The organism is Pseudomonas sp. TE3644 (genome assembly GCF_056278815.1).
This window is the reverse complement of sequence record NZ_JBWBQF010000001.1, coordinates 6,575,918-6,599,901: the sequence shown is the minus strand read 5'-3', so window position 1 is coordinate 6,599,901 and position 23,984 is coordinate 6,575,918. Positions and strand designations below refer to the sequence as shown.

Below are 23,984 nucleotides of genomic sequence, written 5' to 3'. Positions count from 1 at the left end.
GCGCTGGCCGGTGTTAGCCCTGAAGATCTGCAGGGCGGTACCGGCCAGCGCAGCCTGGCGGCAGCGGCTACAGGTCAGTTGCGACGCAGGCGGGTAAGCTCAGGCAGGGTCATTTTCAGCAAACGCGCAGTCTTGCCATTGGCAATCGGCTCCAGGCTTTCCCCCGGATCAAGCCGCGCCAGCTGCCCCGCCAGGTTCATGGCCAGGGTATCGCGCCCATACACCCCACCCCCCAGTTGATAGATCGCCGCGATCAATTCCCGCAGCTCCAGCGGCAACCGCCAGCGGGTGCGCAGGGCTGAACCATACGCCGCGCCGAATTCCTTCAGCGCCTTGTCCACCGCGCCCTCCTCCAGCAAGCCACCGGCCAGCCGCCATTCCTGCAACGCCCTCAGCAACGCCAGGTCGCCCAGACAATGCAGCAGCCCTGCGCAATAGCAGCGCTCCTGATCCACGTCCAGGTTGCGCGCCAGGGTGCGGGCGTATTCGGCGGCATGCAGGGAATGGCTCCAGAAGCGCTCGGCATGGCCCGACAGCTCCGGGTCCGACAACCGCGCGCTGCGCTTGAGGGTCAGGCCCAGGATCAGGTTCATGCTTTGCTTGGCGCCCAGCTTGGTCAGGGCTTGCATCAGCGTTTGTGCTGGCGCGTCGCGGTGGTGCGCGGCGCTGTTGGCCGCGGCGATCAGCACCGCAGTGATCTGCGGATCGGTGCGTACCTCTTCTTCCAGCTGGCGCAGGTTGAGGCCCTGGGGGTTGAGCGCACGCTTGACCGCCACCTGTACGTCGGTCAGCAACGGCCCGCCGTCGGAGTGCTGGCGGCGCTCTTCCAGGTAAGCCTCCAGGCGGATGCCCGGGGCCAGGGCCGGTATTTCGCACACCACGTTCTGGCCGACCTCCAGCAGCAACGCGTGCAAGCGCTCCTTGAGCGAGTCCAGGTTCAACGGTTTGGACAAATAGGCCGTAGGGTGCAGGGGCACGGCTTCGCGCACGCTGGCAACATCGCTGCGGTCGCTGATGAGGATGAAGGGGATGGTCTTGCGCTGGCTTTTCTGCCGCACGGCACGCAGCAGGTCCAGGCCGTCGAAGCCCGGCAGTTCGCGGGCGGCGATCACCAGGTCGGGATTGCGCATGAGCAATTGCCGGGCGTCCTGGCCGTCGGTGCATACGTCCAAGTGAGCGTCGCAGCGTACGCTCAGCAACATTTGCGTCAGCAGGTCCCGGGTCCAGGGGTCTGCTTCGGCGATCAATACCCGTGGAATTGCCGGGCTATCCTGCGCACTCATGGCTCTTACTCCGAAGGCATTGGTTACAGGTTATCCAGACATTGGGCTGTGCGCTTGGTTTCAGCGAAAAAAACGTGCTGTGGATCACATTTTCTGCTGACCCTGTAGCCGCTGCCGCCAGGCTGCGCTGGCCCTTCCATACACCCGAGAATGCTCGATTGGAATACCGGCCAGCGCAGCCTGGCGGCAGCGGCTACAGGGATGGCAGCGGAAAAAAAAACCCGCCGAGGCGGGTTTTTCTGTGTATCGAGGGGGACTTACGCCAGTTCGGCGAAGCACTCTTCGATGATGGCCAGGCCCTTGTCCATCTGCTCGTCAGGCGCGGTCAGCGGAACCAGGATGCGCAGCACGTTACCGTAGGTGCCGCACGACAGCAGGATCAGGCCCTTGTCGCGAGCCTTGGCAACCACCGAGGCAACGGCAGCAGCGTTAGGCTTGTGGTTGTCGGCGCCTTCGAACACTTCAACAGCAATCATGGCGCCCAGCGCACGCACGTCACCGATGATCGGGTGCTTGGCCTGGATGGCACGCAGGCCGGTCACCAGGCGCTCGCCCACGGCCTTGCTGCGGTCCAGCAGGTTTTCTTCTTCGAACACTTCCATCACGGCCAGGGCCGCGGCGCAGGCGATCGGGCTGCCGGCATAAGTGCCGCCCAGGCCGCCCGGGGCGATGGCGTCCATGTACTCGGCCTTGCCGCACACACCGGCCAGCGGGAAGCCGCCAGCGATGGATTTGGCGAAGGTGGTCAGGTCAGGCGCGACGCCCATCTGTTCCATGGCGAAGAAGGTGCCGGTACGGCCAGCGCCAGTCTGTACTTCGTCGGCGATCAGCAGGATGCCGTGCTGGTCGCACAGGGCGCGCAGGCGCACCATGAACTCTTTCGGCGCGACGTAGAAACCGCCTTCGCCCTGCACCGGTTCCAGGATGATGGCTGCGATGTCACGCGGCTCGGCGTCGTTCTTGAACACGCGCTCGATGCTGGCGATCGAATCGTCGACGCTCACACCGTGCAGTTCGTTCGGGTACAGGGCGCGGAACACGCCGCCTGGCATCAGGCCCATGCCGGCCGAGTAAGGCACGACTTTACCGGTCAGGCCCAGGGTCATCATGGTGCGGCCGTGGTAGGCGCCGGTGAAGGCGATCACGCCAGCACGGCCGGTGGCGGCACGGGCGATCTTGACGGCGTTCTCGACCGCTTCCGAACCGGTGGTCACCAGCAGGGTCTTCTTGGCGAAGTCGCCAGGCACGCGAGCGTTGATTTTCTCGCACACTTCCACGTATGGCTCGTAGGCCAGCACCTGGAAGCAGGTATGGGTGAGCTTGTGCAGCTGAGCTTCGACGGCGGCGATGATTTTCGGGTGCACGTGACCGGTGTTCAGCACGGCGATACCGCCGGCGAAGTCGATGAACTCGCGACCTTCAACGTCGGTGACGGTAGCGTTCTTGGCCGACTCGGCGAAGATCGGGTGGATCTGGCCAACGCCACGTGGAACGGCTGCCTGGCGGCGTTGCATCAAGGATTCGTTAGTCTTGCTCATGGTTTCCTCATTCACCGCTCATCGGGCGGCGTGGTTCAAGGATCAAGCGGCGGGGGTCAACGGCGACAGCATACGATGATCGACTGTCACGGCCTCCCGGCCACGAAAAGGGGTTGCTTGGGTGCTGCATAAAGCCGCCGGGACGTCGCTCTCGCGCCCCGGCGGCTGCAATACCGCTGCTTATCAGACCGAAATGCAGAGGTATTTGATTTCCAGGTAGTCTTCGATGCCGTACTTGGAGCCTTCACGGCCCAGGCCCGAAGCCTTGATGCCGCCGAACGGCGCCACTTCGTTGGAGATCAGGCCGGTGTTGATACCCACCATGCCGTATTCCAGGGCTTCGGCAACGCGGAACACGCGGCTCATGTCACGGGCGTAGAAGTACGACGCCAGGCCGAACTCGGTGTCGTTGGACATGGCGATCACTTCGGCTTCGTCCTGGAAGCGGAACAGTGGCGCCAGCGGGCCGAAGGTTTCTTCCTTGGCCACGGCAGCGGTCTTCGGCACGTTGACCAGTACGGTCGGCTCGAAGAAGTTGCCTTCCATCGCGTTGCCGCCGGTCAGCACGGTAGCGCCTTTGCTCAGGGCGTCGGCGATGTGTTCCTTGACCTTGGCCACGGCTTTTTCATCGATCAGCGGGCCAGTGGTGGTGCCTTCTTCCAGACCGTTGCCGATCTTCAGCTTGTTGACGGCCACTTTCAGCTTCTCGGCGAACGCGTCGTACACGCCGTCCTGCACGTAGATGCGGTTGGCACACACGCAGGTCTGGCCGTTGTTGCGGTACTTGGAGATGATCGCGCCTTCGACGGCCTTATCCAGGTCGGCGTCGTCGAACACGATGAACGGCGCGTTGCCGCCCAGTTCCAGGGACACTTTCTTGATGTCCTTGGCGCATTCGGACATCAGCTGGCGACCGATTTCGGTCGAGCCGGTGAACGACAGTTTGCGCACGATCGGGTTGCCGGTCAGCTCGCTGCCGATGTCGCCGGCGCTGCCGGTGACTACGCTGAACACGCCTTTAGGGATGCCGGCGCGCTCGGCCAGTTCGGCCAGTGCCAGGGCGGAGTACGGGGTCTGCGAAGCAGGCTTGAGCACCATGGTGCAGCCAGCGGCCAGGGCCGGGCCGGCTTTACGGGTGATCATGGCAGCCGGGAAGTTCCACGGGGTGATGGCCGCGGTAACGCCGATTGGCTGCTTGATGACGATCAGGCGCTTGTCTGGCTGGTGGCCAGGGATGGTGTCACCGTAGACGCGCTTGGCTTCTTCGGCGAACCACTCGATGAACGAGGCGGCGTAGCCGATTTCGCCCTTGGCTTCGGCCAATGGCTTGCCTTGTTCCAGGGTCATCAGGCGCGCCAGGTCGTCCTGGTTTTCGATCATCAGTTCGAACCAGCGGCGCAGCTTGTTGGAGCGCTCCTTGGCGGTCAGTGCACGCCAGGCCGGCAGCGCCTTGTCGGCGGCTTCGATGGCGCGGCGGGTTTCTGCGGCGCCCATCTTAGGCACGGTACCCAGGACTTCTCCCGTGGCCGGGTTGGTGACCTTGATGGTCTGGCCGTTGTCCGCGTCAGCCCAAACACCGTCGAGGTAGGCTTGTTGGCGGAACAACTGAGCGTCTTTAAGCTGCATGTCGGCTTCCTTAACAGCACCGTGCATACACGGGGCAAATTGTTGATGTTGGTTAGGCGTTCCTGGTGGAACTGCCGTCAGGAAATCATACGCCGGGCAAAACACCAAATGCGCACAGGATATTACCCGTGCGAGCGCAGCACCGGACTGAGGAGCGTTTGAAATCTCAAACGAATCCTAGGAGCAATGGGGGTAAAGGACAATAGGCTGTTCGGAAAAAAGAACAAAATTCCCCCAGACGGTGCAGTTTTCAGACTGACGTAGGGGCTGCACCGCAAACTGTGCGAAATCATCCACACATCACCGCATAGACGCCCACCCCTCAGATGGGTATCATGGCGCCCGCGTTGCACTTGTAGCTCAGCTGGATAGAGTACTGCCCTCCGAAGGCAGGGGTCGTGGGTTCGAATCCCGCCAAGTGCGCCATATAAAAGAAAAGCCCCGGGGTTAGCGCCCCGGGGCTTTTTGCGTTTCGGGCCTCAACAGCACCCGCACCTGTAGCAGCTGCCGCCAGGCTGCGTCGCGCCGCGCACGCGGCGCTCGATCCAGAGGGCGCCTATACCCCATCGCCTGGCGCCTGGCCGCCTCAACGTGTCCTTCAGTGAGCATCGTCGGAGAAAGCATCATGGCTGGAAGGCGCGCGTCATGACCTTTCTGGCGCTCTGGAGACCGAGCGCCGCCCGCGCGGCGCGACGCAGCCTGGCGGCAGCTGCTACATTTGTTGCAACGTGCCATTGGCTGTCGGATAGGCGTCGCCAGCCTTGTTTGCCCGCTTTGGATCAGCTGGGCGCCTGTCTTTTCTTCAGCCACTTCATCTCAGGCCTTTTTGCGCCGAACTCGCCAGCCAATCAGCCCTGCACCACCGAGCACCAGCACGGCGATCACGGCGTAGCGATACTGCCGCAACCACGACCGTGCATCCCGCCACGCATGCACATACGGGAAGCGCGCCGCGGCATCGAAGTCCGGCTCCACGCACTGGTGGCCGAAGTCCTCGGCAAAGGCCACGGCTGCGCCTTCTTTGACGTAGCGCAGGTACACCTTCTCCGCTCGCGCCTGGTCGTTCTGCACGAAGTGCGTGGCCTGGCACAGCACGGCCGCAAACGCCTGAGAGCGTGCAGGCACGTTGTCCGCCGCTTTCAGCGCATGCTCCACGGCCACATAGCGGTAGTGGAAACGCTGTGGAAGTGGCTCGGTGGCGGCATAGCGCTGACGCTCACCGTCGCTGACCAGCGGGCCCGGCAGATCGGAGACGGCGCGCTGCTCGGCGGTATCGCGTGGCAGCGGCTTGCCGTCGGCACCGTTGCGAGGATAGCTGTAGCGGCCTGCGCCATAGGTGAACGCGCCGCCGAACTCAGCGAAGTCCGGGGCCTGTTCGTAGCCCATGATTTCCATGCCGTGCTGCCGCGCCAGCGTGGCGGCCGCATACCAGGCGCGGGCGCGGGTGGTGTCGCGCCAGCCGTGCTCGGCGTCCTCCAGGGCATCGCCGTAGGCCTTGGCCCAACCGCGCGCGGTGGTGGTGGCGAGGTAGTTTTTTTCGGCTGCCTCATCGTAGGCGGTATCGACATTGCGCGGGTCGCTGTCCTCCGGGAAGTAAGGCAGGGCCTGCTGTACACGGCCTTCACGCACCAGGCGCCGTGCAAGCAGCGAACGCAAGCGGTCGCCTTGGGTGAAATGCGGGTAAGCGTTCTGCGTGCTCCAGGTGGAAAACTCCTGCTGGCTGAAGTCCTTGAACCCGGCCGGCGTGACCGGTGCAGCGGAGGCGGACACATGCTGGTCGACGTACGCCTTGAGTTCATCGACGGTCAGCACGCGCTCGGCCACGTAGGCCATATCGCCGTAGTAATCACCGCCGCTGTATTGGCTGCCGCCGGCCGCAATCTGCGCCGCCATGTAGAACTGATCCAGCGCCTGCACGTAATCGCCACGCGACAGGGTCAGCACGCCCTGCTCACCCTTGATCTGCGCGCCCACCACCGGCTCGACGCTGTTATCCAGCGTGGGGAACGACTGGGACGCCTGCGCGTAGGCCTGCGCGGCGGCGGGTGTATTGCCCTGGCGCAGGGCGAGCTTGGCCCGCACCCAGCCGGCCAAAGCGCTGGACTGCTTGTCGACCAGGGCCTGGGCCATGCTGTAATCACCCACGCGGTAGGCCAGCGCGGCCAGGCGGTCGGCGCCTTGCACTTGCTGTAGATCTTTTTTGCGGATCGCCTCGACCAGCGTCTTCAGCACAGCATTGCTGGTGTAGTCGGCGGGGGTGTCGGCGTTTTCGCCCAGCACATCACTGGCTCGCCCGATGGCGTAGGCCACCAGCAGCCGTTGACTCAGCGGATCAGCGATCACCGACGCGGCAGTATCGCCATCGCTGAGCAGCCACTCGGCGAGGATGCGCAACGACTGCAGGCCGATATCCGAGCCACGCGCGGCTTGCTCGGCATACAGCGCGATGGCGCGCTGCAAGTTGGCGGGCGTGATGCCGGTGGGGCATTCAGTGCCATTGGTGAAGTCCGTGTAATCGCAGCGTTGCTGGGCGTTTACCAGGTACAGGCGGGCTTCTTCACCGTAACTGCTGACCGCCAGGCCCCAAGGATCTGGAGCGCCAGCGATTGCCAGGGTGCGGGCTTGTTTGAACGCCTCGGCTGCGGCGGCTTGCTCGCCACGCTCCGCATGCAATCGACCCAACGCATAAGCCGCCCACACCGAGCGGGCCGCGCCCTGCTCGGCAGGCAGGTCCAGCACCGCCTGGAAACGCTGTGCGGCCAGGGCCTGCAATTCATCCACACAACCTTGGGCCTCTGCCGCACAGTGCTGCGCCGCCTTCAGGTCCACCGCACCGGTGGTGTACAGCCGCAAGGCAGGCGGCAGCGCGCTGCCCAAGGCGTACGCCGCGCCATCGCTGTCGGCCTGACGCATCGCTTGCAGGGCGGCCCATTGCGCTGCGGGCAACGAAGCCTGATCAGGCTTGTCCGGGGTGACGGGTTCGCCATAAGGGTTGTTGTCGCGCTCACTGGCCTTGAGCGCATCCGCAGGTGTAATCCAATGCGTCACCTCGAAGGCGAACGAATTGCCCGGCGGTGACGCCAACGCCTGCGCACGATCATCCAGCACCTGCAGCGGAAAGAACGGCCCGCAGGCCATCACGGCCACGGTGCCGGTCGACAGGGCGACGGCAATGACCGTCGCCAGTTTTTTACGATTCCACATGCAGCGATTCCTTTCCTTGTTCACAACGAAGCCAACCGATAGGGCGCTGCCGGCCAGGCCGAAGCAGCCCGGGTTCGCGCGCCTGGAACACCAACCCATCGGCATTGCGCTCCATGAAATAACCATTGATGGCGTCTGCTGCCGCGCAGCGCCCCGAGACTTTTATCGTGGCCGGCGGCGTGCCGTCGCCCACACCGGTATTGGCCAGCACCAGATCGAACAACTGCGGGTCATTGGTGCTGCGCAGTTGCGCGGAGATGACCGGGTCGATCGGCGCATGCGTGAGCACCGCGCGCCAGGTTGCCGGGCTCCAGGCGCGGGCGTCCTGTTCGGTGGGCAGGCGAAACCAGACGATGCCAGCCAGGTCCTGGGGCGGGTCAGCAGCAAGCTGACGGGTGAAATCCTGAAGGTTTTGCGGATCGGCCATCAGCTCGTGAGACTCCATGCCAGTGACCAGCATGGCGCGCTCGCTCTCGATGCTGATCACGCGTCCGTCACGGTCCCAGGCCACGCGGCTGCCGTAGGCGGGCAACGCCACGCGCCAGGGTTTGTGCATATGGTCGGCGAAAGTGTCGAGCCAGGTGCGCGCTGCCTGCGGGTCGAACAACCCTACCCTGGGGTTCTGCACGGCGTGCACCTGGAGCACCGCTTCGTCGACCTGGGCCAGCACGGCGTCCAATGCGTTGCTGTTCAGCCAGGTGGGCAAGGCGGTGATCGACAGATGCTCGTTGCCGTGCAGCGTGGCGCGCAGGTTGGCCAGCCAGTGCGCGTAGGCTGGGAGCCGGGCAGTGGCGCAGTCGTGGTCGATTTCTATCCCGGCCAGGGGGACACCGCTGGCGCGCCATGGCTGCAGGGTACTTTCGACTTGTTGCAGCAGGACCTTTTCATCGAATCTGGCGAGCTGGCCGTCGATGCGTATGACGGCGATGATCGGTTTGCCGCTGGCCTTCAGTGCAGCCCAGTCCGGTGCCGTGGTTTGCCACTGCCCGTTGGCATCGGCCTGCGCGGCCAGCACGCGCCAGTGGCTGATGATGTCGGCGTTGGACTGCACGGCAGCCACTAACGCGGGCGTCCACTGGCGTTGCCAGATATAGGCGTCGTTGGGCAATACCACCGGCGGGCGCGAACAGCCCTGGGCGATGGTAAGCAGCAGCGTGGCCAGGGCCAGGCGAACGAGGGATAGGGGCATGATGGGGAGAGGCGAATGCCGTGTCGCGGGGTGGGGAGTTTACCGCATGCGCTGGGTGCACGGTCAGCCCCGTAGCCGCTGCCGACAGGCTGCGCTGGCCCTCATGTGCGCTGGAGATATGCAGTGAGGCATAGGGCCAGCGCAGCCTTCGGCAGCGGCTACGGGTTCGCTGTCAGGCAGGGTGCCGATGCATCGTCCTTCACACCGCGGGACAACAGCCGATCAATGGACGCTTGGGCCTCGGCCTCACCTGCCTGCAATGCTGCCCGGTAGCACGCCAAAGCGCGTGGCGGGTTCATCGCAATCAGGTCGCCCGCCCCGAGCGCCTCGGCTAGATCGTGAAGCCCTCTCGCGCTTCCGGACATTGCCGCCGCTTCCAGCACACCCTGCGCTTTCTGCGGCGCAACGCATGCACCTTCACGCGGCGTATCGCCCCCATTGCAGTAGAAAGTGGCCAGCACCAATGTCGCATCCGGGATGGTCTTGGCCGCCGCCTTGAAAAGCCGCTCCGTCTCGGCATAGCCCGGATACGCCGCCATGCCAGAAAGCCCCAGGCCTGCGGCACCATAACTTGACTCCGGGTCCCCGGATGCGGCTGCGCAGACAAGGTAATCCATGGACGCCTGAAAAAACTCGGCCGTCAGTGGATAACGTTCCGGGCCGCCCAATTGACCGTACAAGTCTGCTCGGGCCGCACAACGCTGCTCGACAGGGGACATGCCTGGTCTGTCGGGCAGGGTTAGTTGGGCATCGCGGACGGACCAGTCTTCAATGCCTGACAGCAGCCAGCAGGTGTTGCTGTGCTGGAACGTGTAGATCTTGATGTTGCCCAGCCCGCCGCGTTTGTCGGTGTAGGTGGCTGAGTTGCCGTCCGGGCTGATGACGACTGACGTCACGGATGGCTCGGCGGCAGGCATCAGGGGGTAATGCAGCGCGCGGGAGTCCACCATCGGCTGGTAGGGAAGCAGGGGGCCGCTGGGGGATTTGAGTAGGGTGAGTTTGCGGATGTAGTGTTGGTGGTAGTTGGATTGGAGGGTTGTGTTGGTGGAGAAGGCGGTTAGGAACTGGTTGAAGTTTTGGGAGGGGCATTGAGTTTGGGCGGGGTTGGCGTGCGCGGCTAACGAAAATGTGGTCACCAGTAGGGGCACTAAAGCGAAGCAGCTCCGGCATTTGGTCTTATTCAAACAATATCTCCATCCTTCATTAACGGACTGAAGCGCTTCATGTGAACCTTATCCGCCCGATGATCTAACCAAGCAGGTTGCCTACATACAGCTGCTCAAAGACAATATCCTCTGGTAGATCCGAGAACCTTTCAAAATCATCATACCCGTCTGGCAGACTTAGGTAAATTTGATGATTGTTATCTAGAACCAGATACCCGTAACATTCCTCTTGGTGACGCGAGACCTTAGCTATCTCCGCGGCCGTCATACCTGGGCCAATTCGCCCATCGAATAGCCCTCTATAAGGTTTCCTGCACCTGACATCCAGAATCACTCCATCTTCATCCGCAGTAAGTGATACTGCCCCGTCATAAAAACAGTACCACATCAGGCTCCTTCCATCAGGCGCAAAAAAATAATCCGAGGAAACCGGACAATCTTCAGCCAAGCACGAAAGTACAGTATCGATATCGTCGCCAATACGGATACCCCCAATCGACAGCCCCTGCAGAATCTCAGCTTTCATGTCTGGAAAGCGATTCGTCATTCCCTACTCCAAGCATTCATCAAGACACCTTCCGCATAAACAGGAGAATTTTTGATCCGGTCATACTTTTGAAAGCCGGCCCCACCGATCCGACCATAAACCTTATCGACACTGTCACCAGGCTTTTTAATCTTCCAATAAGGGCCGCCGTGCAGGTCGCCCTTAGGGTTATAGTCTAGAATATATTCCCCCCTAGTGAATAATACGTGCTGCGTCTTTAATGGCTCCGCGGAATAAGGATAAGATTTTACCCACCCTTTACTTTGAAGATGTCCCGACAAATCATCCGCAGACTTGCCGGTCAGCAACGGGACAAAACGCTTCGTAATATTGTCTCTCTTGTTGAACCTTTTTTGGGAGTTTTCCCGGCACCAGCCCAGAGGATCTATCCAACCTGTTGGGTTATTACCGTATGCGTAGAGATTAGTTCCACCCGCCAACCCAATCGGATCCGGCGAAACAAACCGCCCCACATCCGGATCATAAAACCGAAACGTGTTGTAGTGCAGCCCCGTCTCCCGGTCCAGGTACTGCCCCTGAAACCGCAGGTTCTGCTCTTCAATGTAGTACGGCTCCCGCACCTCCTCGACCGTGTTGCCCCACACCTGATACTTGGCCCGCCACACGGTATGGCCGTCAGCTTCGGTGAGTTGTTCAGGCAGCCCGTTCAGGTCGTTGTGGTAATAGCGAATCCGCGCCTCGGGCCCAATGCCATCCACCCGCGCCAGCGGGTCGTAGCTGCCTTCGCTGGAGTAGAGGTAGAGGCTGCTCTGCCCATGCCGGTGCTCCTGCAACAGCCGCAGCCCGTCCCAATCAAACCGCGTCTCGCCCAGCGGAAAGCCCTTGGCGTCATGCTCGCTTTTGCCAATCCGCCGACCCAACGGGTCGTACGTCATGCGCAAAACAGTCTCGCGGTGCCCATCCTGCGTCCGAATCTCTTTGATGCGATGCTCAGCGTCATAGCTGAACCGCTGCACCACATGGCTCCCCTTGCGCTTCTCGATCAGCCGGCCAAACCCATCGTAGCGGTAGCGTTTGTCCTGATAGGTGAGCAGTTTGTTGTGCACCACCAATCCTGCGCCCACACCCGGGCCGTCGAGCAGGTTGGCGGCCGCGTCGTACGCGAAGGTCTCGGTGCGGGCGCCGGATTGGGCAGCCATGATTCGGCCGGTGGCGTCGTAGTGCAGCAGGTCCTGGCGGCGCTCATCGTTTTGCTGGTCGAAGCGGCCGATCAGGTTGTCGCTGGGGTCGTATTCGTAGCGCTTCTGTACCGCCGCCGGCAGCACGGCCGGCAGGTTTCTTACCCGGCGTTTGCGGCTGAGCAAACGGCCGCTGCGGTCGTAATCGCTGCGGGTATCGAGTTGGCCTTGGGTGCGCAGCACTTCGCGGTGCAGCCGGTCGCGCTCGAAGTCGCTGATTACGCGACCGTCGAGGTTGAGCTGGTGCAGGTGGCCGCTGCCGTAGTACAGGCGGTTGAGCCAGCGGCCGTCCGGGAGCTGGGTCTGGATGAGGTTGCCGAGCTCGTCGTAGTGATGCTGCAAGGTACCGGCGGCGCTGGTGTCTTCCCGCAACTGGCCAAGGGCGTCGTAGACGAAGCTCAAGGTCTGTTCGCTGCCATCCCAACCGGTGAATCCGATGTCGGTGAGCTGACCGACAGGGTCGTAGGTATAGGCGGTGCGACCATCGTCGGTCAGCTTGGTGCGCAGCTGGCCGATGGCGTCACGCTGCAGCCAATGCATTACAGGTGCGCCGTCCTCGACCAAGGCCAGCCCCGCGCCATGCGGCGCCGGACGATATTGCACGGCAATCACGCTGTTCATGGCGTCGTAACCATAGCGACGGGCGCTACCGTCCAGGTCCTGCTGCTCGATCAGACGATCGGCCGCGTCCCAGGTGAAACGATAGCTTTCGCCGTTTTCGTTGGTCAGCGCCTGCAGGCGGCCGTAGGGGTCATAGCTGAACTGTACCTGGCGATTCAGCGGGTCAATGCGCTGCCGCACCTGGCCACGATGGTCGCGCTGGTAGCGGGTGGTGTGCCCGGCTGGGTCGGTGTAAGCCAGCAGTTGCCCGCCGACATCACGCGCGAACTGCTCGGTGCGGCCATCGGGCAGTTCGCTGCGGATCAGCCGGCCGAGGGCGTCGTGGTGGTACACCGAGCGCTCGCCCAAAGCATCAGTGACGGCTTGCAGATGGCCGCGCTTGTCGTACGCGAACTCCGTAGGGTAGCTGGAGCAATCGATGTGCTGGATGATTTGCCCGGCATTGTTCCAGCGCAGTTTTTTCGACTTACCGGTGGCGTCGATGATTTCCACCACCTGGCCACGGCGGTCGTGGATGTAGCGGGTGACGTGACCCAGCGGGTCGGTCTCTTCGCTGAGGTTGCCACGCGTGTCGTAGCGATAGCGCCAACTGTTGCCGGCTGCGTCGGTCTCGGCCTGGGGCAGTGACCAGTGCTCGAGCCAGACCGTACTTTGAGTTTGGCCCAGGGCATTGGTGGACGAGGCCAGGTTGCCGGATTCGTCGTAAGCAAACGACCATTGGCCACCTTTCGGGTCGACGGCACCCATCAATTGGCGCTCGTCATTCCAGTCGAAGTGCCAGGTGTGGCCAAGGTTGTCGATGGAGCGGATGATCTGGAACTGCGGGTTCCACTGGCGGGTGCTGGTGCGCCCCAGGCCATCGGTGATTTGGGTAAGGCCCTGCTCCAGGTCATAGTCGAACTGGTACTGCTCGCCATCGTCGGTCCAACTGCGCACTACCCGCCAGTCGCCGTCCGTGAAATGTGCCCACTCGTAGAAGCAGCGCAAACCGCCGGGCAATTGGTGCTCTACCATGCGTCGGCCGGCATCGTAGGCGAACTGGCGCACTACCCGTGCCTCGGCATCGCTGACCACCGTCAGGTCGCCGGCGTGATCATAGCGGTACTCGGCGAGGCGTTCGCGGCTGTGGTCCGGGTAGATGCGGTCCACGGCGGCTACCCGTCGGGGCCACTGCAGATCGTACAGAAGCTCGGCCTGCACCACATCCAAGTCATCATGCAAGCGCGCCAACCGACCCAGATCGTCATAGGTCAGGTACAGGCGATTGTCGTTGCGGTCACCCCACTGGCTCAGGCGCAACAGCGTCGGGTTCGAGCGGCGAAGGGTCGAACAGGCGGTACAGGCCGTCTTCGCTCTCGATCAACAATTGCCCATTGATGTGCCGACGCACACTCAGCCCTTCGCCCGCACTGAACACGGCGCTGCCGGGCGCGATGGCGCCCATCTCGATACGCCGGCCCTGCTCATCGGTGTAGATCAGCTGCTCGCCGCCGTCCGGGTGCGGCAGCACTTGGACCTGGACCTCGAATGGCACGCTCCACCCGGCACCGAACAGGCCGTCGCGGCGCAGATCGGCGCTGCTGTAGAAGCGCCGCCACTCCAGGGGCATGATCCCCGGCAGGACGAAGTCGGTGTCGTCGTCGCCGTTGAGCACCTTGCCGCCGGTCGCAGCATGCACCGGGTGCGGCGAGCCGACGATGGCGTTGACCGCTGCACCAATGGCCTGATCGACCGTCCAGCCACGTACCAAGCCCAGCGCCAGGCAAGGCAGTCGGCTGAAAAACTTGCCTCTGTTGCCGCGCAGGGCCATCAGCACGGTAATCGCCAAGCCGACGCCGGGCGTCTTGCCGCTGCGAATGTCCCGTACCACCACCGCACCGCCACCGATGCGCACGTTCGGCGAAATCAGCCCGGAGCTGGCCACCGTGGCCTCGCAGGTGCTGCGGTCACCGCTGCGCACAGCAGGCTGGCCGTTGATGCTGACCTTGCTTGAGCCCTCGGCCAGAAATTGCGGTGCGCCTGGCGGGTGCTTGGTACAGATGATCATGTCATCCGGACACGGTACCGCCAGGGGCGAAGCCATGGCTACCGTGGGCCGCCATAGCTGCGAAAAAAAGCCCATGGCCATGTCGAGGTAGCTGCCTTCCTCGGGCTCGGGCTGTGGGGTACAGACATCGGTACCCGGCGCGGCGGCGCTGCCCAGGGCACCCGCAGCACGGGCCGCAGGCTTGCCGTTGATGAAGGTATTGCTGGAGCCTGTGAGGATGTTGGCTTGCACCACTGGCGGAAAGATCGCCGTGGCAATGCTGTCGCAAAAACCGCTCAACCGCTCGCCCAGACCGGTGCCGTTCATGGTGACGCCAACCACGATGCCGACCGCCGCGTTCAGTACGCAGCCACCCGCCAGTGCGGCTACAGCGCCCAGGCCGGCAACGGCAAGAAGAGGTCCTGCCGCCATGGTGACCAGGGTTCCCACCGCCGCATAAGCTGCGACCTCAAGCACCCCGCCGAGGATGTCGGCCATCATGCTCGAGTGCATCAGTGCATCGCCCTCGCGGGCGGCCCATAGGGCGTCAGACATGGATAGGGGAACTCAAACGGAGGGATTGATGATGAGGGTGTTCTTGATCAGCGCCCAATGGGCCAGTTCGGCATCGCCCAGCGGCTGGGGCTTCACATAGCTGAGGGCGAGCATCTGTCGGGTGCCAGGCATCACCAACACCAGCTGACACTGGAAAACGTTTTCGTTGCCCTTGCTGAACTGGCTGCGCAGCTCGAATGCTGGAACGTCGGCGGCAGGCCCGACCATTAACGCCACCGCTGGCTGGAAACGCACGTCCTGAAGCTGCTCGCCCATGCGCTTGAGCTGCGCGTCGAAACTGGCTTGCAGGGTTTCGCCCTCCGCCAGCAGGCTGCGGCTGATCACCAGGGAGGTGCCAAGGTTGGCGAACTTGAGGATGTTGATCGATGCGTCCTGCACATCAGGATCAGGCATCTGGAATTGCAATTGCTGGGTACGGTAAGTCATCAGGATTTGCCTTCGGGCGTGGGGAACATGGCTGCCACGCTGCTTTGAATATTGGTCTGCACACCCTGGCCAGCAGGCGCTGCCCCGGCAGGGCCGCCAATGTTGAGATTGAGATTGCCGCCGGTGTTGAAGTGGGCGTCCTGGGAGGCGAAAAAATTGAAATTCTTGCCGGTCAGGTTGATGTCGCCATTGGCCTTGAGCTCCAGCACGCTGTCGCCACACACCAGACGAAATGTCTGCCCCACTTCGAGCAAATAGACGTCCGCGACGCTGTCGCGCTTGCTGTTGCCCACCATCAGCACGTCGTCTTCCTTGACCGCCCGCACACGGTTGGCACCAATGGTGACGAGCTCGCTGAAATCGACCGTCTTGGTACGGTTATGCCCCACCCAATGCGTCTCATCGTTCTCCACCTCGATGTCCTGATTGCGCTCGGCATGGATAAACAGCTGCTCCGCGCCCTTCTTGTCCTCCATGCGGATTTCATTGAAGTTGGCCGGCGTGCCGCCCTTGCTCGAACGGCTTTTGGTGCCACTTTGCGTGGCATTGGCCGGCAGGTCGTAAGGCACAGGCTGTTCGGCGTTGTACACGCGGCCGGTGATGATCGGCCGGTCGGGGTCGCCTTCCAGGAAGCTGACGATCACTTCCTGACCAATGCGCGGGATCTGCATGGACCCCCAGTTCTTGCCGGCCCAGGCCTGTGACACGCGGATCCAGCACGAGCTGTTCTCGTTGGACTGGTCGTGACGGTCCCAGTGGAAGTGCACCTTCACGCGGCCGTATTGGTCGGTCCAGATTTCCTCGTTGGCCGGCCCCACCACCACGGCGGTCTGCGGGCCGCGCACGATGGGGCGGTGGGTGACCGCCAGCGGGCGGAAGACCTGCTGGGCGTCGATGCAGCTCAGGTGGCTTTCGAATTGCAGTTGGCTGGCACCCTGCCCGGTTTCCAGGTCTTCCTGGGTGATCAGGTAGCGGTTGGCGACGATCAGGTACTCGCGGTTCTGGTCCTGGCGGGCGAAGTTGCTCAGGGTGAACAGGTGGCCGGCGCCCAGGCCGCGGGCGTTGCCGGTCAGTTCGATGCGCTCGTGCAGGCTTTGCAGGGCCTGCACGCGGGTGCGCGAGTAATGCTCGCCGTCCTGGCTTTGCACGTACGCGCCGGGGTAGTCGTACAGCGGGTAGTCGGCGTAGTCGTGGGGGCGCGGGACTTCGGCGCGCACGTCGATGCGCGCGCTGGGGCGCTGGAAGTCGTAGTCGTTGAGCTCCACCGAGCCGGACTGCACCTCCTGGGCCAGGCGCCAGTCGAACAGGTGGTCGCGCTCGCGCTGCTGGCCATCGGGCGGGTAGAACGGCACCACGCTGTAGCCCGGCGCGTTGACGTGGGCGCCGTAAGCGTCGGCCAGCACCAGGACGTGACGGTCTTTTTCGTGGCGGAAGTAGTAGTAGATGCCTTCCTTTTCCAGCAGACGGCTGACGAAGTCGAAGCTGTTTTCCCGGTACTGCACGCAGTATTCCCACTCGCGGTAGGACTGGGTCAGCTGGTCTTCGAAGTCGGAAAAGCCCAGGTCGCGGAACACCTGCTTGACGATCTGCGGCACGCTCATGTGCTGGAAGATCCGGCAGTCGGAAGTGCGCGTCAGCAGCCACAACCACGGCCGCAGGGTGACCTGATAACTGGCGAACTGGCCGCGACCGTTGACCTGGCTGCAACGCGACACCACGCCGTGGAAGTAGCGGGTGCTGCCGTTATCCAGCCCCAGGCCCAGGGCCATTGGCTTGCCCAGCAGCAGGTTGAGGTTGATGGCCGGGTCCTGGGAGGTCAGTTGCAAGTCGTAGGCGAACAGGCGCCCCAGCTCCTCCACGCCGCCCATGTCCTTGAGCAGCAGGACATTGTCGGCGAGGGGGCTGTAGACCTGGACCAGGCGCGAGCTTTGGCTGAAGAACATGGTCAGTGGACGCTACCGAAGTCGTACTGCAAGGCCTGGTCGCGCACGCTGATGCGTACGCCGGCCAGTGGCTGGCCTTCAAGCAGGCGGGTCAGGAACTCGCGGCTCATGTCCGGCAGCAGGGTGTTGGTGAGGATGGCGTCGATCATGCGTCCACCGCTTTCATTTTCGGTGCAGCGCGACACGATCAGGTCGACTACGGCGTCGTCGTAATCGAACGCCACCCTGTGGGTGGACTCCACGCGGCGCTTGATGCGGTCCAGTTGCAGCCGGGTGATGGCCTTGAGCATGTCGTCGTTGAGCGGGTAGTACGGAATGGTCACCAGCCGGCCCAACAGCGCCGGCGGGAAGATCTCCAGCAGCGGCTGGCGCAGGGCCTTGGCGATGTCGTCGGGGTCGGGGACCGCACGACCAGGCTGGCAGAGGCCGGCGATCATCTCGGTGCCGGCGTTGGTGGTCAGCAGGATCAGGGTGTTCTTGAAGTCGATGACCCGGCCTTCGCCGTCTTCCATCACGCCCTTGTCGAACACTTGGAAGAAGATTTCGTGCACATCGGGGTGGGCTTTTTCCACCTCATCGAGCAGCACCACGCTGTAGGGCTTACGGCGCACGGCCTCGGTCAGCACACCGCCTTCGCCGTAGCCGACGTAGCCGGGCGGCGCGCCCTTGAGGGTGGAGACGGTGTGAGCTTCCTGGAACTCGCTCATGTTGATGGTGATGATGTTCTGCTCGCCGCCATACAGCGCCTCGGCCAGCGCCAGCGCGGTTTCAGTCTTGCCTACGCCGGAGGTGCCGGCCAGCATGAACACGCCGATGGGTTTGCTGGGGTTGTCGAGGCCGGCGCGCGAGGTCTGGATGCGCTTGGCGATCATCTTCAGGGCATGGTCCTGGCCGATGATGCGCTTGGCCATGAGCTGGTCGAGCTTGAGCACGGTCTCGATTTCATTACGCGCCATGCGCCCCACCGGGATACCGGTCCAGTCGGCGACCACGGCGGCTACGGCCTGGTAGTCCACGGTCGGCAGGATCAGCGGCGATTCGCCCTGCAGCAGGCCCAGGCGCCGTTGCACGTCGCGCAGTTGCGCGCGCTGCGCATGGTCTTCACTGCCTTCAACCGCGCCGAGGTTTTCGCGCAGGCTGGCGCGCAGCATCAACAGCTCGTCGACCAAGTGCTTCTCCTCGGTCCAGCGCCCTTCCAGCTCGGCCAACCGGGCGCGCTCGGTGCCCAGCGCGTCGTCTACCGCTGCCTGGCGGCTGGCGACCTCGACGCCAATGGCGTGCTCGCGGGCGATGATCGACAGTTCGGTTTCCAGCGCCTCGATGCGCCGACGGCTGTCATCGACCTCGGCGGGCACTGCATGCAGGCTGGTGGCAACGCGGGCACAGGCGGTGTCCAGCAGGCTGACCGATTTGTCCGGCAGCTGGCGCGCGGGGATGTAGCGATGGGACAGCTTGACGGCGGCCTCCAGCGCTTCGTCGAGGATCTGCACCTGGTGGTGCTTTTCCATGGTCGAGGCCACGCCGCGCATCATCAGCAAGGCCTTGCCCTCGGAAGGCTCGGCCACCTGCACCACCTGGAAGCGACGGGTCAGGGCCGGGTCTTTTTCGATGTGTTTTTTGTACTCCGCCCAGGTAGTGGCGGCAACAGTGCGCAGGGTGCCGCGGGCCAGCGCCGGTTTGAGCAGGTTGGCAGCATCGCCGGTGCCGGCGGCGCCACCGGCACCAACCAGGGTGTGGGCTTCGTCGATGAACAGGATGATCGGCTTGGGCGAGGCCTGCACGTCCTCGATGACCTGGCGCAGGCGCTGCTCGAACTCGCCCTTCATGCTGGCACCGGCTTGCAGCAGGCCAACGTCCAGGCTGCGCAGTTCCACGTCCTTGAGCGCGGGCGGCACATCACCGGCGACGATGCGCAAAGCGAAACCCTCGACCACGGCGGTCTTGCCGACCCCGGCCTCGCCGGTGAGGATGGGGTTGTTCTGGCGGCGACGCATCAGGATATCCACCAGTTGGCGGATTTCGTCATCACGGCCAACGATGGGGTCCAGCTTGCCGCTGCGCGCCTGCTCGGTCAGATCGACGGTGAAGCGCTTGAGCGCTTCCTGCTTGCCCAGCGCGCTGGGCGCCAGGGCGCCGCTGGCTTCGCCCGGCACGGCACCGGCGTTGAAACCGTCGGTGGCAGCCAGGGCATTTTCCGGGGAGTCACCCACGTACTCGGCGAAGCGTTCGGTCAGGCTTTCGACCTTGAGCTTGTCGAATTCGGCACTCAGGCCCAGCAGCCCGTGGCGCAGGCTGGGGGTCTTGAGGATGCCAATCAGCAGGTAACCGCTACGCACCTGGCTTTCGCCGAACATCAGGCTGCCATACACCCAGCCGCGTTCCACGCTCTCTTCCACTTGCGATGACAGGTCGGTGATCGAGGTGGAACCGCGCGGCAGGCGATCCAGCGCTTCGGTCAGGCCCTGGGCCACGCGGGCCGGGTCCAGGTTGAACTGGCGGATGATGCGATGCAGGTCGCTGTCCTGCAGTTGCAGCAGCTGGTGGAACCAGTGCGCCAGTTCCACGTAGGGGTTGCCGCGCAGCTTGCAGAACACCGTCGCCGCTTCGATGGCCTTGTAGGCCACGCTGTTGAGTTTGCCGAACAAGGCGGCGCGGCTGATTTCACCCATGATTGGAATCCTTTGCAATGTGAGGTTCGGCGTAATGCCTTGACAGCAGCAGGTCCGCGGCATCCGCGCCGGGCCGGCCAAGCCAGGTGTTGAAACCCAGGCGGCTGTCGCCACCCAGGCTGAGGTCGGGCACGTGTTGCTGTTCCAGCACCAGGTTTAGGTCCCAGTCCAGCTCTTCGCCCTGGTATTCGCGCACCCAGGCGGCCAGCTCGATGAACAGCTGGCCACCGGGCAGCAGGGCCATGTAGCGCGCCAGTGGCAGTGGCCCCAGGCGCAGACGGAATTTGTGCTGGCGGTCCCAGACATGGCTGCCCAGGCACAGGTCTTCGCCCAGCCGGCAGTGTTCGATGCCCAGGCGATTGCGGTCCGGCAGCGCCAGCCACTGGCCTACGTATTCCTCGACTGCCACCGGTACGCCGAAGTATTCGCTGAGGATGGCGCGCAAGCCGTCGGGGTGACGGGTCTGGGCTGCCAGGTGGCCGCTGTAGTGCAGCGTGGCGTTGTCGGCGATGGGCCCCTGGCTCAGCAGGCTGTCCATGCCGCGCCCGCACAGCGCTGCCAGGCGTGCCGACCAGTAATCATCGTCGGGGCGGTCGTGGCTGGCGGTTGGCCGTGCTTCAGCCCAGGCGCGGTAGAACAGGCTGAGCAAGCGATGGTGGAACATGTCCAGAAAATGCTTGGTGGTGCTGTCGCCCTGATTGCGTTCGCGGTCGCGCACGTACTCGGTCATGGGCAACGGCATGGGCCCGTTGGGGCCGCCCAGGCCGAAGAAAAACTGCTCCAGGCGCGGCGCGCTGCCCTCTTCGCCCGGGGTCAACGCTGCCAGGGTGGACGGTGCGAAGGTGCAGTCGGCGCGTTGGCCCAGGCGCAGGGCATCCTCGCTCAGACGGCGTGAATGCCCCAGCCGTGGTAGCTCGGGGGTTTCGCACTGGAGGCGGCGCAGCGCCTGGAAAAAATCGAATTCCCAGGGTGCCGCCTGCATGGCCGATTGGCTGTTCACAGGGTGGGCCGGCAGCCGGGCTGGGCTTTCCATCGCATGATCTCGCCGCGCTCGGTGGTCTTGAGCACGGTCTCGGTAAAACTGTTGATCGATACGTAGCGGGCCAGGAAGCGCTGGAACACGGCGCCCAGCAAAAACACGCCCGCGCCGCGAAAGGCGTTTTCATCGAACGTCAGGGTTATTTCCAGGCCACGGCCAAACACGATGGGGCCGGGCATGGGCAAGCGTCGGGTGCACGGACGGGCACTGACGTCGCGCAGGCCTTCGATCTGCAATTGCAACGCCGGGTCGTTGTCATCGCCATACAGGCGCAGCATTTCGCGCAAGGCTGCCGCGCCCTGCCCCTGTTCGCACAAAGACAGGTAGTTGAGCGACAGCTGGCTGATCAGGCGCCAGGCCTTGCCGTCATGGGCGTGACTGGCGCGCGGGCGGCTGGGGCCGGCCAGGCAGCGCACCGACAACACGGGGGCGCTATCGGACAAGGTGAAGTCGGTGTTGCCGCCGCCCACGCTCATGAACAGCGGCAAGTCGCGGTTAGTGCACAGCGCGCCAACGCCCAACTGGCGCAGGTCATGGCGGTAAGGCGCCTGGCCGGCGTCCACCAGGCTGATGAAGGTTTCGCTGCCCACGTAGTTGGAACGTGGGCCGCTGCGCCGCTGGTTGCTGGACAGCACCCGCGGCTCGCGGCGCACGATGTAATACGCCTGGTCGCGCCCGTAGCGCGACGGATCGCGCACGGCGTAGAACGGCAGGAACGCCTGATCGGGGCCGGTGCCGTGGCCGCTGAGGTCAGTCAGCGAGTGCACTTCGAAATCCATCGGCCGGGTGCGGTCGGCGATCACATGGTGCTCGTTGACCCGGTCCGACAGATGAATACGGTCCAGGCGGCGCGGGAACAGGTTGATGGCCGGGGCGCAATAGGGTCGAAAATGCCCGGCATCGACCTGCCCTTCCAGGGCCTTGTCGACGTTGTTGAACAGCACGATCACTTCCAGCGTCGAGCCCTGGCAGGCGCGCACGCAGCGCTGCAGCCCGGTGAACTCAACGAACAGAAAGCGTTGCGGCAAGGCGAAATATTCCTGCAGCAGGCGATAACCCTGGAACGCCCGGGGCACCACCGGCAACGCCGCGTCGGCATCATCAAACCCCCGGGTGCGCAAGGCATCGGCGGGCAGGCGTTCGACCCGATCGCTGCCCGGCTCGCGGACAAACACCGCGCAGGCGTTGCCAAGCAACTGCTCGTACAGGCGCGACGGCTGCTCGCCCGCGCCATGCAGGTACAGTGGCAGTTCATCCAGGCCCAGTTCGCTGAAGCGTTGCTCGGCGCCCACCCGCAGGGTCAGGCGCAGGCCCGCACGGGCCTTGGGTTCGCTGGCTGCCAAACGCCCCAGTACCGCCTGCGGGTTGCCGAAGTAATCGGCCTGCGTCAGGGTTACCGGCCACAGGGTCACGGCATGAGCGGTACGGTACTCGCAGCACGTCTGACTGTCGCGCCCAAGGGTGGCGCGCAAGGCGGTGCCGCGCGGCAACGTGAACCCTGCGCTCAACGAACCCTCCTCGGTGTCCGGGTTCAGCTGCACCACCGTCATCGACGGCGTCGGCGCCAGGTAATGCGGGTAGGCGACTTCCAGCAGGTTATGGGTGAAGGTCGGGTATTCGGCGTCCAGTTTCAGTTGCACGCGCGCGGTCAGGTAGGCGAACCCTTCCAGCAGGCGTTCGACATAAGGGTCGGCGCATTCGATGCCACTGAGCGACAGCCGCCCGGCGATCTTGGGGTATTGCTGGGCGAACTCGGCCGCACCATCACGGATGTGTTGCAGCTCCTGGTTGTAGAACTCCAGCAGGCGCGGGTTCATGGGCGCCTCCGTTCGGCGTGCACCACGCGCACGTGCCCCGATTCCAGGTCCAGGTCGGTCTGCAGCAGCAAGCGTAACGGCACCGGCTGCGCCCACAGGTCGCCTTCGATGGCGAAGCTCAAGGCGTTGTGGTTCATCTCGCCAGGCGCCATGCAGGCTTTGACCCTGACGCTGGCGGCGAGGATGCGCGGCTCGAAGGTGATGATGGTTTGTCGAATCACGCGTTCCAGCGCCTCCACATCGACGTTGGACGCACTATTGCCCGCCAGCGCCGGCAACCCGTAGTTGATCACCGAGGAACCGGCCGGGGTGTTCTGGCTGGTGTCGGCGTCGAACAGACAGGTGCTGTTGAGCAGCCAGGTCAGGTCGCGCAGCACCGACTCCTTCAGCTGGCCGAGGGACAGGGCACGCTGCTCGGGCGCCTCTTGCAGCACACCCGGCCGGTCATCGCTCAGACGGTCGAGCAGCGACGGCTGCAACCGCTCGCGCGGATTGAGGACATTGGAAGGCGTGGCCATGGGTCAGGCACCGAGGGGGTAAAGGCAATCAGGCGGCAGCGGCGCCAGGGCGCCGCTGCCAAGGGGCATCAGAGCTTGACGTTCTGACGGATGTTCCAGCCGTACTTGATCTGGCCACCGTCCTTGGTGCCATCGGCTTTCTGCGGCTGGTAGTCGACCAGCACCTGGGCGAAATTGAGGGTGATGGTCTCGGTCAGACGGTCATCGTGGTTGGTGCCACCGGTGCCGATGGAAGAGACCAGCACTTCCTTGAGGGTGATGACGATGTACTCGACCTGGCTGTCGCCGCCGGCCTTGCGCACCACCAGCTTGGCTTCCGGGTAATGCTTGCCGCTGGAGCAGGCCATCATCAGGTTCGGCGACGACTTGTCGAAGTACTTGTTGAAGGTCAGGTCCTGGACGTTGACCTTGCCGGCACCGCCGCCGCTGCCAAGGTGCATGGAACCGCTCTGGGACAGGCCCCAGCCCCACGACAGAACGTCGATTTCGTCCTTGTGGGCGGTGTCCTGGGACTCGCCCTTGATATCACCGATCTTGATGAACATGTCTACTGCCATGATTCCTCCTGGAATGCGTTAGTGGCGATGACGCGGCGCG

At 63.8% G+C, this 23,984-nt stretch carries 14 protein-coding genes, 1 tRNA gene and 1 pseudogene; 1 reads left to right on the top strand and 15 read right to left on the bottom strand.

Annotated elements, in window-relative coordinates; genetic code table 11:
* Positions 1-74: 74 nt before the first annotated feature.
* The 3 genes from ACZ9GA_RS29355 to gabD all read right to left on the bottom strand — a co-directional run bounded on the left by ACZ9GA_RS29355 (position 75) and on the right by gabD (position 4,447).
* Complete coding sequence (locus ACZ9GA_RS29355) at positions 75-1,283, bottom strand: HDOD domain-containing protein (RefSeq protein ID WP_457358804.1); 1,209 nt, start codon at positions 1,281-1,283, stop codon at positions 75-77.
* Between the two features lie 257 nt (positions 1,284-1,540).
* On the bottom strand, positions 1,541-2,821 hold the full coding sequence (gabT, locus tag ACZ9GA_RS29350) for a 4-aminobutyrate--2-oxoglutarate transaminase (RefSeq protein WP_457358806.1): 1,281 nt from the start codon (positions 2,819-2,821) through the stop codon (positions 1,541-1,543).
* A 183-nt stretch (positions 2,822-3,004) separates the two neighbouring features.
* Positions 3,005-4,447, bottom strand: a complete 1,443-nt coding sequence (gene gabD / locus ACZ9GA_RS29345; RefSeq protein ID WP_457358807.1) for an NADP-dependent succinate-semialdehyde dehydrogenase — start codon at positions 4,445-4,447, stop codon at positions 3,005-3,007.
* Positions 4,448-4,796: 349 nt separating this feature from the next.
* Between gabD and ACZ9GA_RS29340 the strand changes: the two genes are divergently transcribed.
* Positions 4,797-4,873 (top strand) — tRNA-Arg (locus tag ACZ9GA_RS29340).
* A 390-nt stretch (positions 4,874-5,263) separates the two neighbouring features.
* Here ACZ9GA_RS29340 and ACZ9GA_RS29335 read toward each other — a convergent pair.
* From ACZ9GA_RS29335 to ACZ9GA_RS29280, 12 genes and pseudogenes are all read right to left on the bottom strand, one after another.
* Positions 5,264-7,651, bottom strand: coding sequence for a hypothetical protein (locus ACZ9GA_RS29335; protein ID WP_457358809.1), 2,388 nt, complete (start codon positions 7,649-7,651; stop codon positions 5,264-5,266).
* Positions 7,638-8,840 carry a DUF3142 domain-containing protein gene (locus ACZ9GA_RS29330; RefSeq protein ID WP_457358811.1) on the bottom strand — a complete coding sequence of 401 codons (1,203 nt, stop codon included), beginning with the start codon at positions 8,838-8,840 and terminating at the stop codon, positions 7,638-7,640. The genes ACZ9GA_RS29335 and ACZ9GA_RS29330 overlap by 14 nt, the downstream gene beginning before the upstream one ends.
* A gap of 158 nt (positions 8,841-8,998) precedes the next feature.
* A complete protein-coding gene (locus tag ACZ9GA_RS29325) occupies positions 8,999-10,024 on the bottom strand; it encodes a tetratricopeptide repeat protein (RefSeq protein WP_457358812.1) in 1,026 nt (341 codons plus the stop codon).
* Between the two features lie 64 nt (positions 10,025-10,088).
* Positions 10,089-10,553 carry a hypothetical protein gene (locus ACZ9GA_RS29320; RefSeq protein ID WP_457358814.1) on the bottom strand — a complete coding sequence of 155 codons (465 nt, stop codon included), beginning with the start codon at positions 10,551-10,553 and terminating at the stop codon, positions 10,089-10,091.
* 371 nt (positions 10,554-10,924) lie between these two features.
* A pseudogene (locus tag ACZ9GA_RS29315) lies at positions 10,925-14,954 on the bottom strand (RHS repeat-associated core domain-containing protein); the annotation flags it as partial.
* 12 nt (positions 14,955-14,966) lie between these two features.
* Entirely contained in the window at positions 14,967-15,401 is a 435-nt protein-coding gene (locus ACZ9GA_RS29310) for a DcrB-related protein (RefSeq protein ID WP_457358818.1), read from the bottom strand.
* Complete coding sequence (locus tag ACZ9GA_RS29305) at positions 15,401-17,344, bottom strand: type VI secretion system Vgr family protein (RefSeq protein WP_457358820.1); 1,944 nt, start codon at positions 17,342-17,344, stop codon at positions 15,401-15,403. Before ACZ9GA_RS29305 ends, ACZ9GA_RS29310 begins: the two co-directional genes overlap by 1 nt.
* A gap of 2 nt (positions 17,345-17,346) precedes the next feature.
* Entirely contained in the window at positions 17,347-20,013 is a 2,667-nt protein-coding gene (gene tssH / locus ACZ9GA_RS29300) for a type VI secretion system ATPase TssH (RefSeq protein ID WP_457358821.1), read from the bottom strand.
* Entirely contained in the window at positions 20,006-21,046 is a 1,041-nt protein-coding gene (gene tssG, locus ACZ9GA_RS29295; RefSeq protein WP_457358823.1) for a type VI secretion system baseplate subunit TssG, read from the bottom strand. The genes tssH and tssG overlap by 8 nt, the downstream gene beginning before the upstream one ends.
* Positions 21,010-22,869 (bottom strand): type VI secretion system baseplate subunit TssF, encoded by a 1,860-nt coding sequence (gene tssF, locus ACZ9GA_RS29290; RefSeq protein WP_457358825.1) that lies wholly within the window; start codon positions 22,867-22,869, stop codon positions 21,010-21,012. Before tssF ends, tssG begins: the two co-directional genes overlap by 37 nt.
* Positions 22,866-23,387 (bottom strand): type VI secretion system baseplate subunit TssE, encoded by a 522-nt coding sequence (gene tssE / locus ACZ9GA_RS29285; RefSeq protein WP_457358827.1) that lies wholly within the window; start codon positions 23,385-23,387, stop codon positions 22,866-22,868. The genes tssF and tssE overlap by 4 nt, the downstream gene beginning before the upstream one ends.
* 68 nt (positions 23,388-23,455) lie before the next feature.
* Positions 23,456-23,944: an Hcp family type VI secretion system effector gene (locus tag ACZ9GA_RS29280; RefSeq protein ID WP_457358828.1), complete on the bottom strand. Its 489-nt coding sequence runs from the start codon at positions 23,942-23,944 to the stop codon at positions 23,456-23,458.
* Positions 23,945-23,984 lie beyond the last annotated feature (40 nt).

What these genes read in the sequence shown, in the direction of transcription:
- ACZ9GA_RS29330 (WP_457358811.1), bottom strand. Translation starts at nt 8,840, where the DNA reads ATGCCCCTATCCCTCGTTCGCCTGGCCCTGGCCACGCTGCTGCTTACC.
- gabT (WP_457358806.1), bottom strand. Translation starts at nt 2,821, where the DNA reads ATGAGCAAGACTAACGAATCCTTGATGCAACGCCGCCAGGCAGCCGTT.
- ACZ9GA_RS29355 (WP_457358804.1), bottom strand. Translation starts at nt 1,283, where the DNA reads ATGAGTGCGCAGGATAGCCCGGCAATTCCACGGGTATTGATCGCCGAA.
- tssH (WP_457358821.1), bottom strand. Translation starts at nt 20,013, where the DNA reads ATGGGTGAAATCAGCCGCGCCGCCTTGTTCGGCAAACTCAACAGCGTG.
- ACZ9GA_RS29335 (WP_457358809.1), bottom strand. Translation starts at nt 7,651, where the DNA reads ATGTGGAATCGTAAAAAACTGGCGACGGTCATTGCCGTCGCCCTGTCG.
- ACZ9GA_RS29305 (WP_457358820.1), bottom strand. Translation starts at nt 17,344, where the DNA reads ATGTTCTTCAGCCAAAGCTCGCGCCTGGTCCAGGTCTACAGCCCCCTC.
- tssF (WP_457358825.1), bottom strand. Translation starts at nt 22,869, where the DNA reads ATGAACCCGCGCCTGCTGGAGTTCTACAACCAGGAGCTGCAACACATC.
- ACZ9GA_RS29320 (WP_457358814.1), bottom strand. Translation starts at nt 10,553, where the DNA reads ATGACGAATCGCTTTCCAGACATGAAAGCTGAGATTCTGCAGGGGCTG.
- tssE (WP_457358827.1), bottom strand. Translation starts at nt 23,387, where the DNA reads ATGGCCACGCCTTCCAATGTCCTCAATCCGCGCGAGCGGTTGCAGCCG.
- tssG (WP_457358823.1), bottom strand. Translation starts at nt 21,046, where the DNA reads ATGGAAAGCCCAGCCCGGCTGCCGGCCCACCCTGTGAACAGCCAATCG.
- gabD (WP_457358807.1), bottom strand. Translation starts at nt 4,447, where the DNA reads ATGCAGCTTAAAGACGCTCAGTTGTTCCGCCAACAAGCCTACCTCGAC.
- ACZ9GA_RS29280 (WP_457358828.1), bottom strand. Translation starts at nt 23,944, where the DNA reads ATGGCAGTAGACATGTTCATCAAGATCGGTGATATCAAGGGCGAGTCC.
- ACZ9GA_RS29310 (WP_457358818.1), bottom strand. Translation starts at nt 15,401, where the DNA reads ATGACTTACCGTACCCAGCAATTGCAATTCCAGATGCCTGATCCTGAT.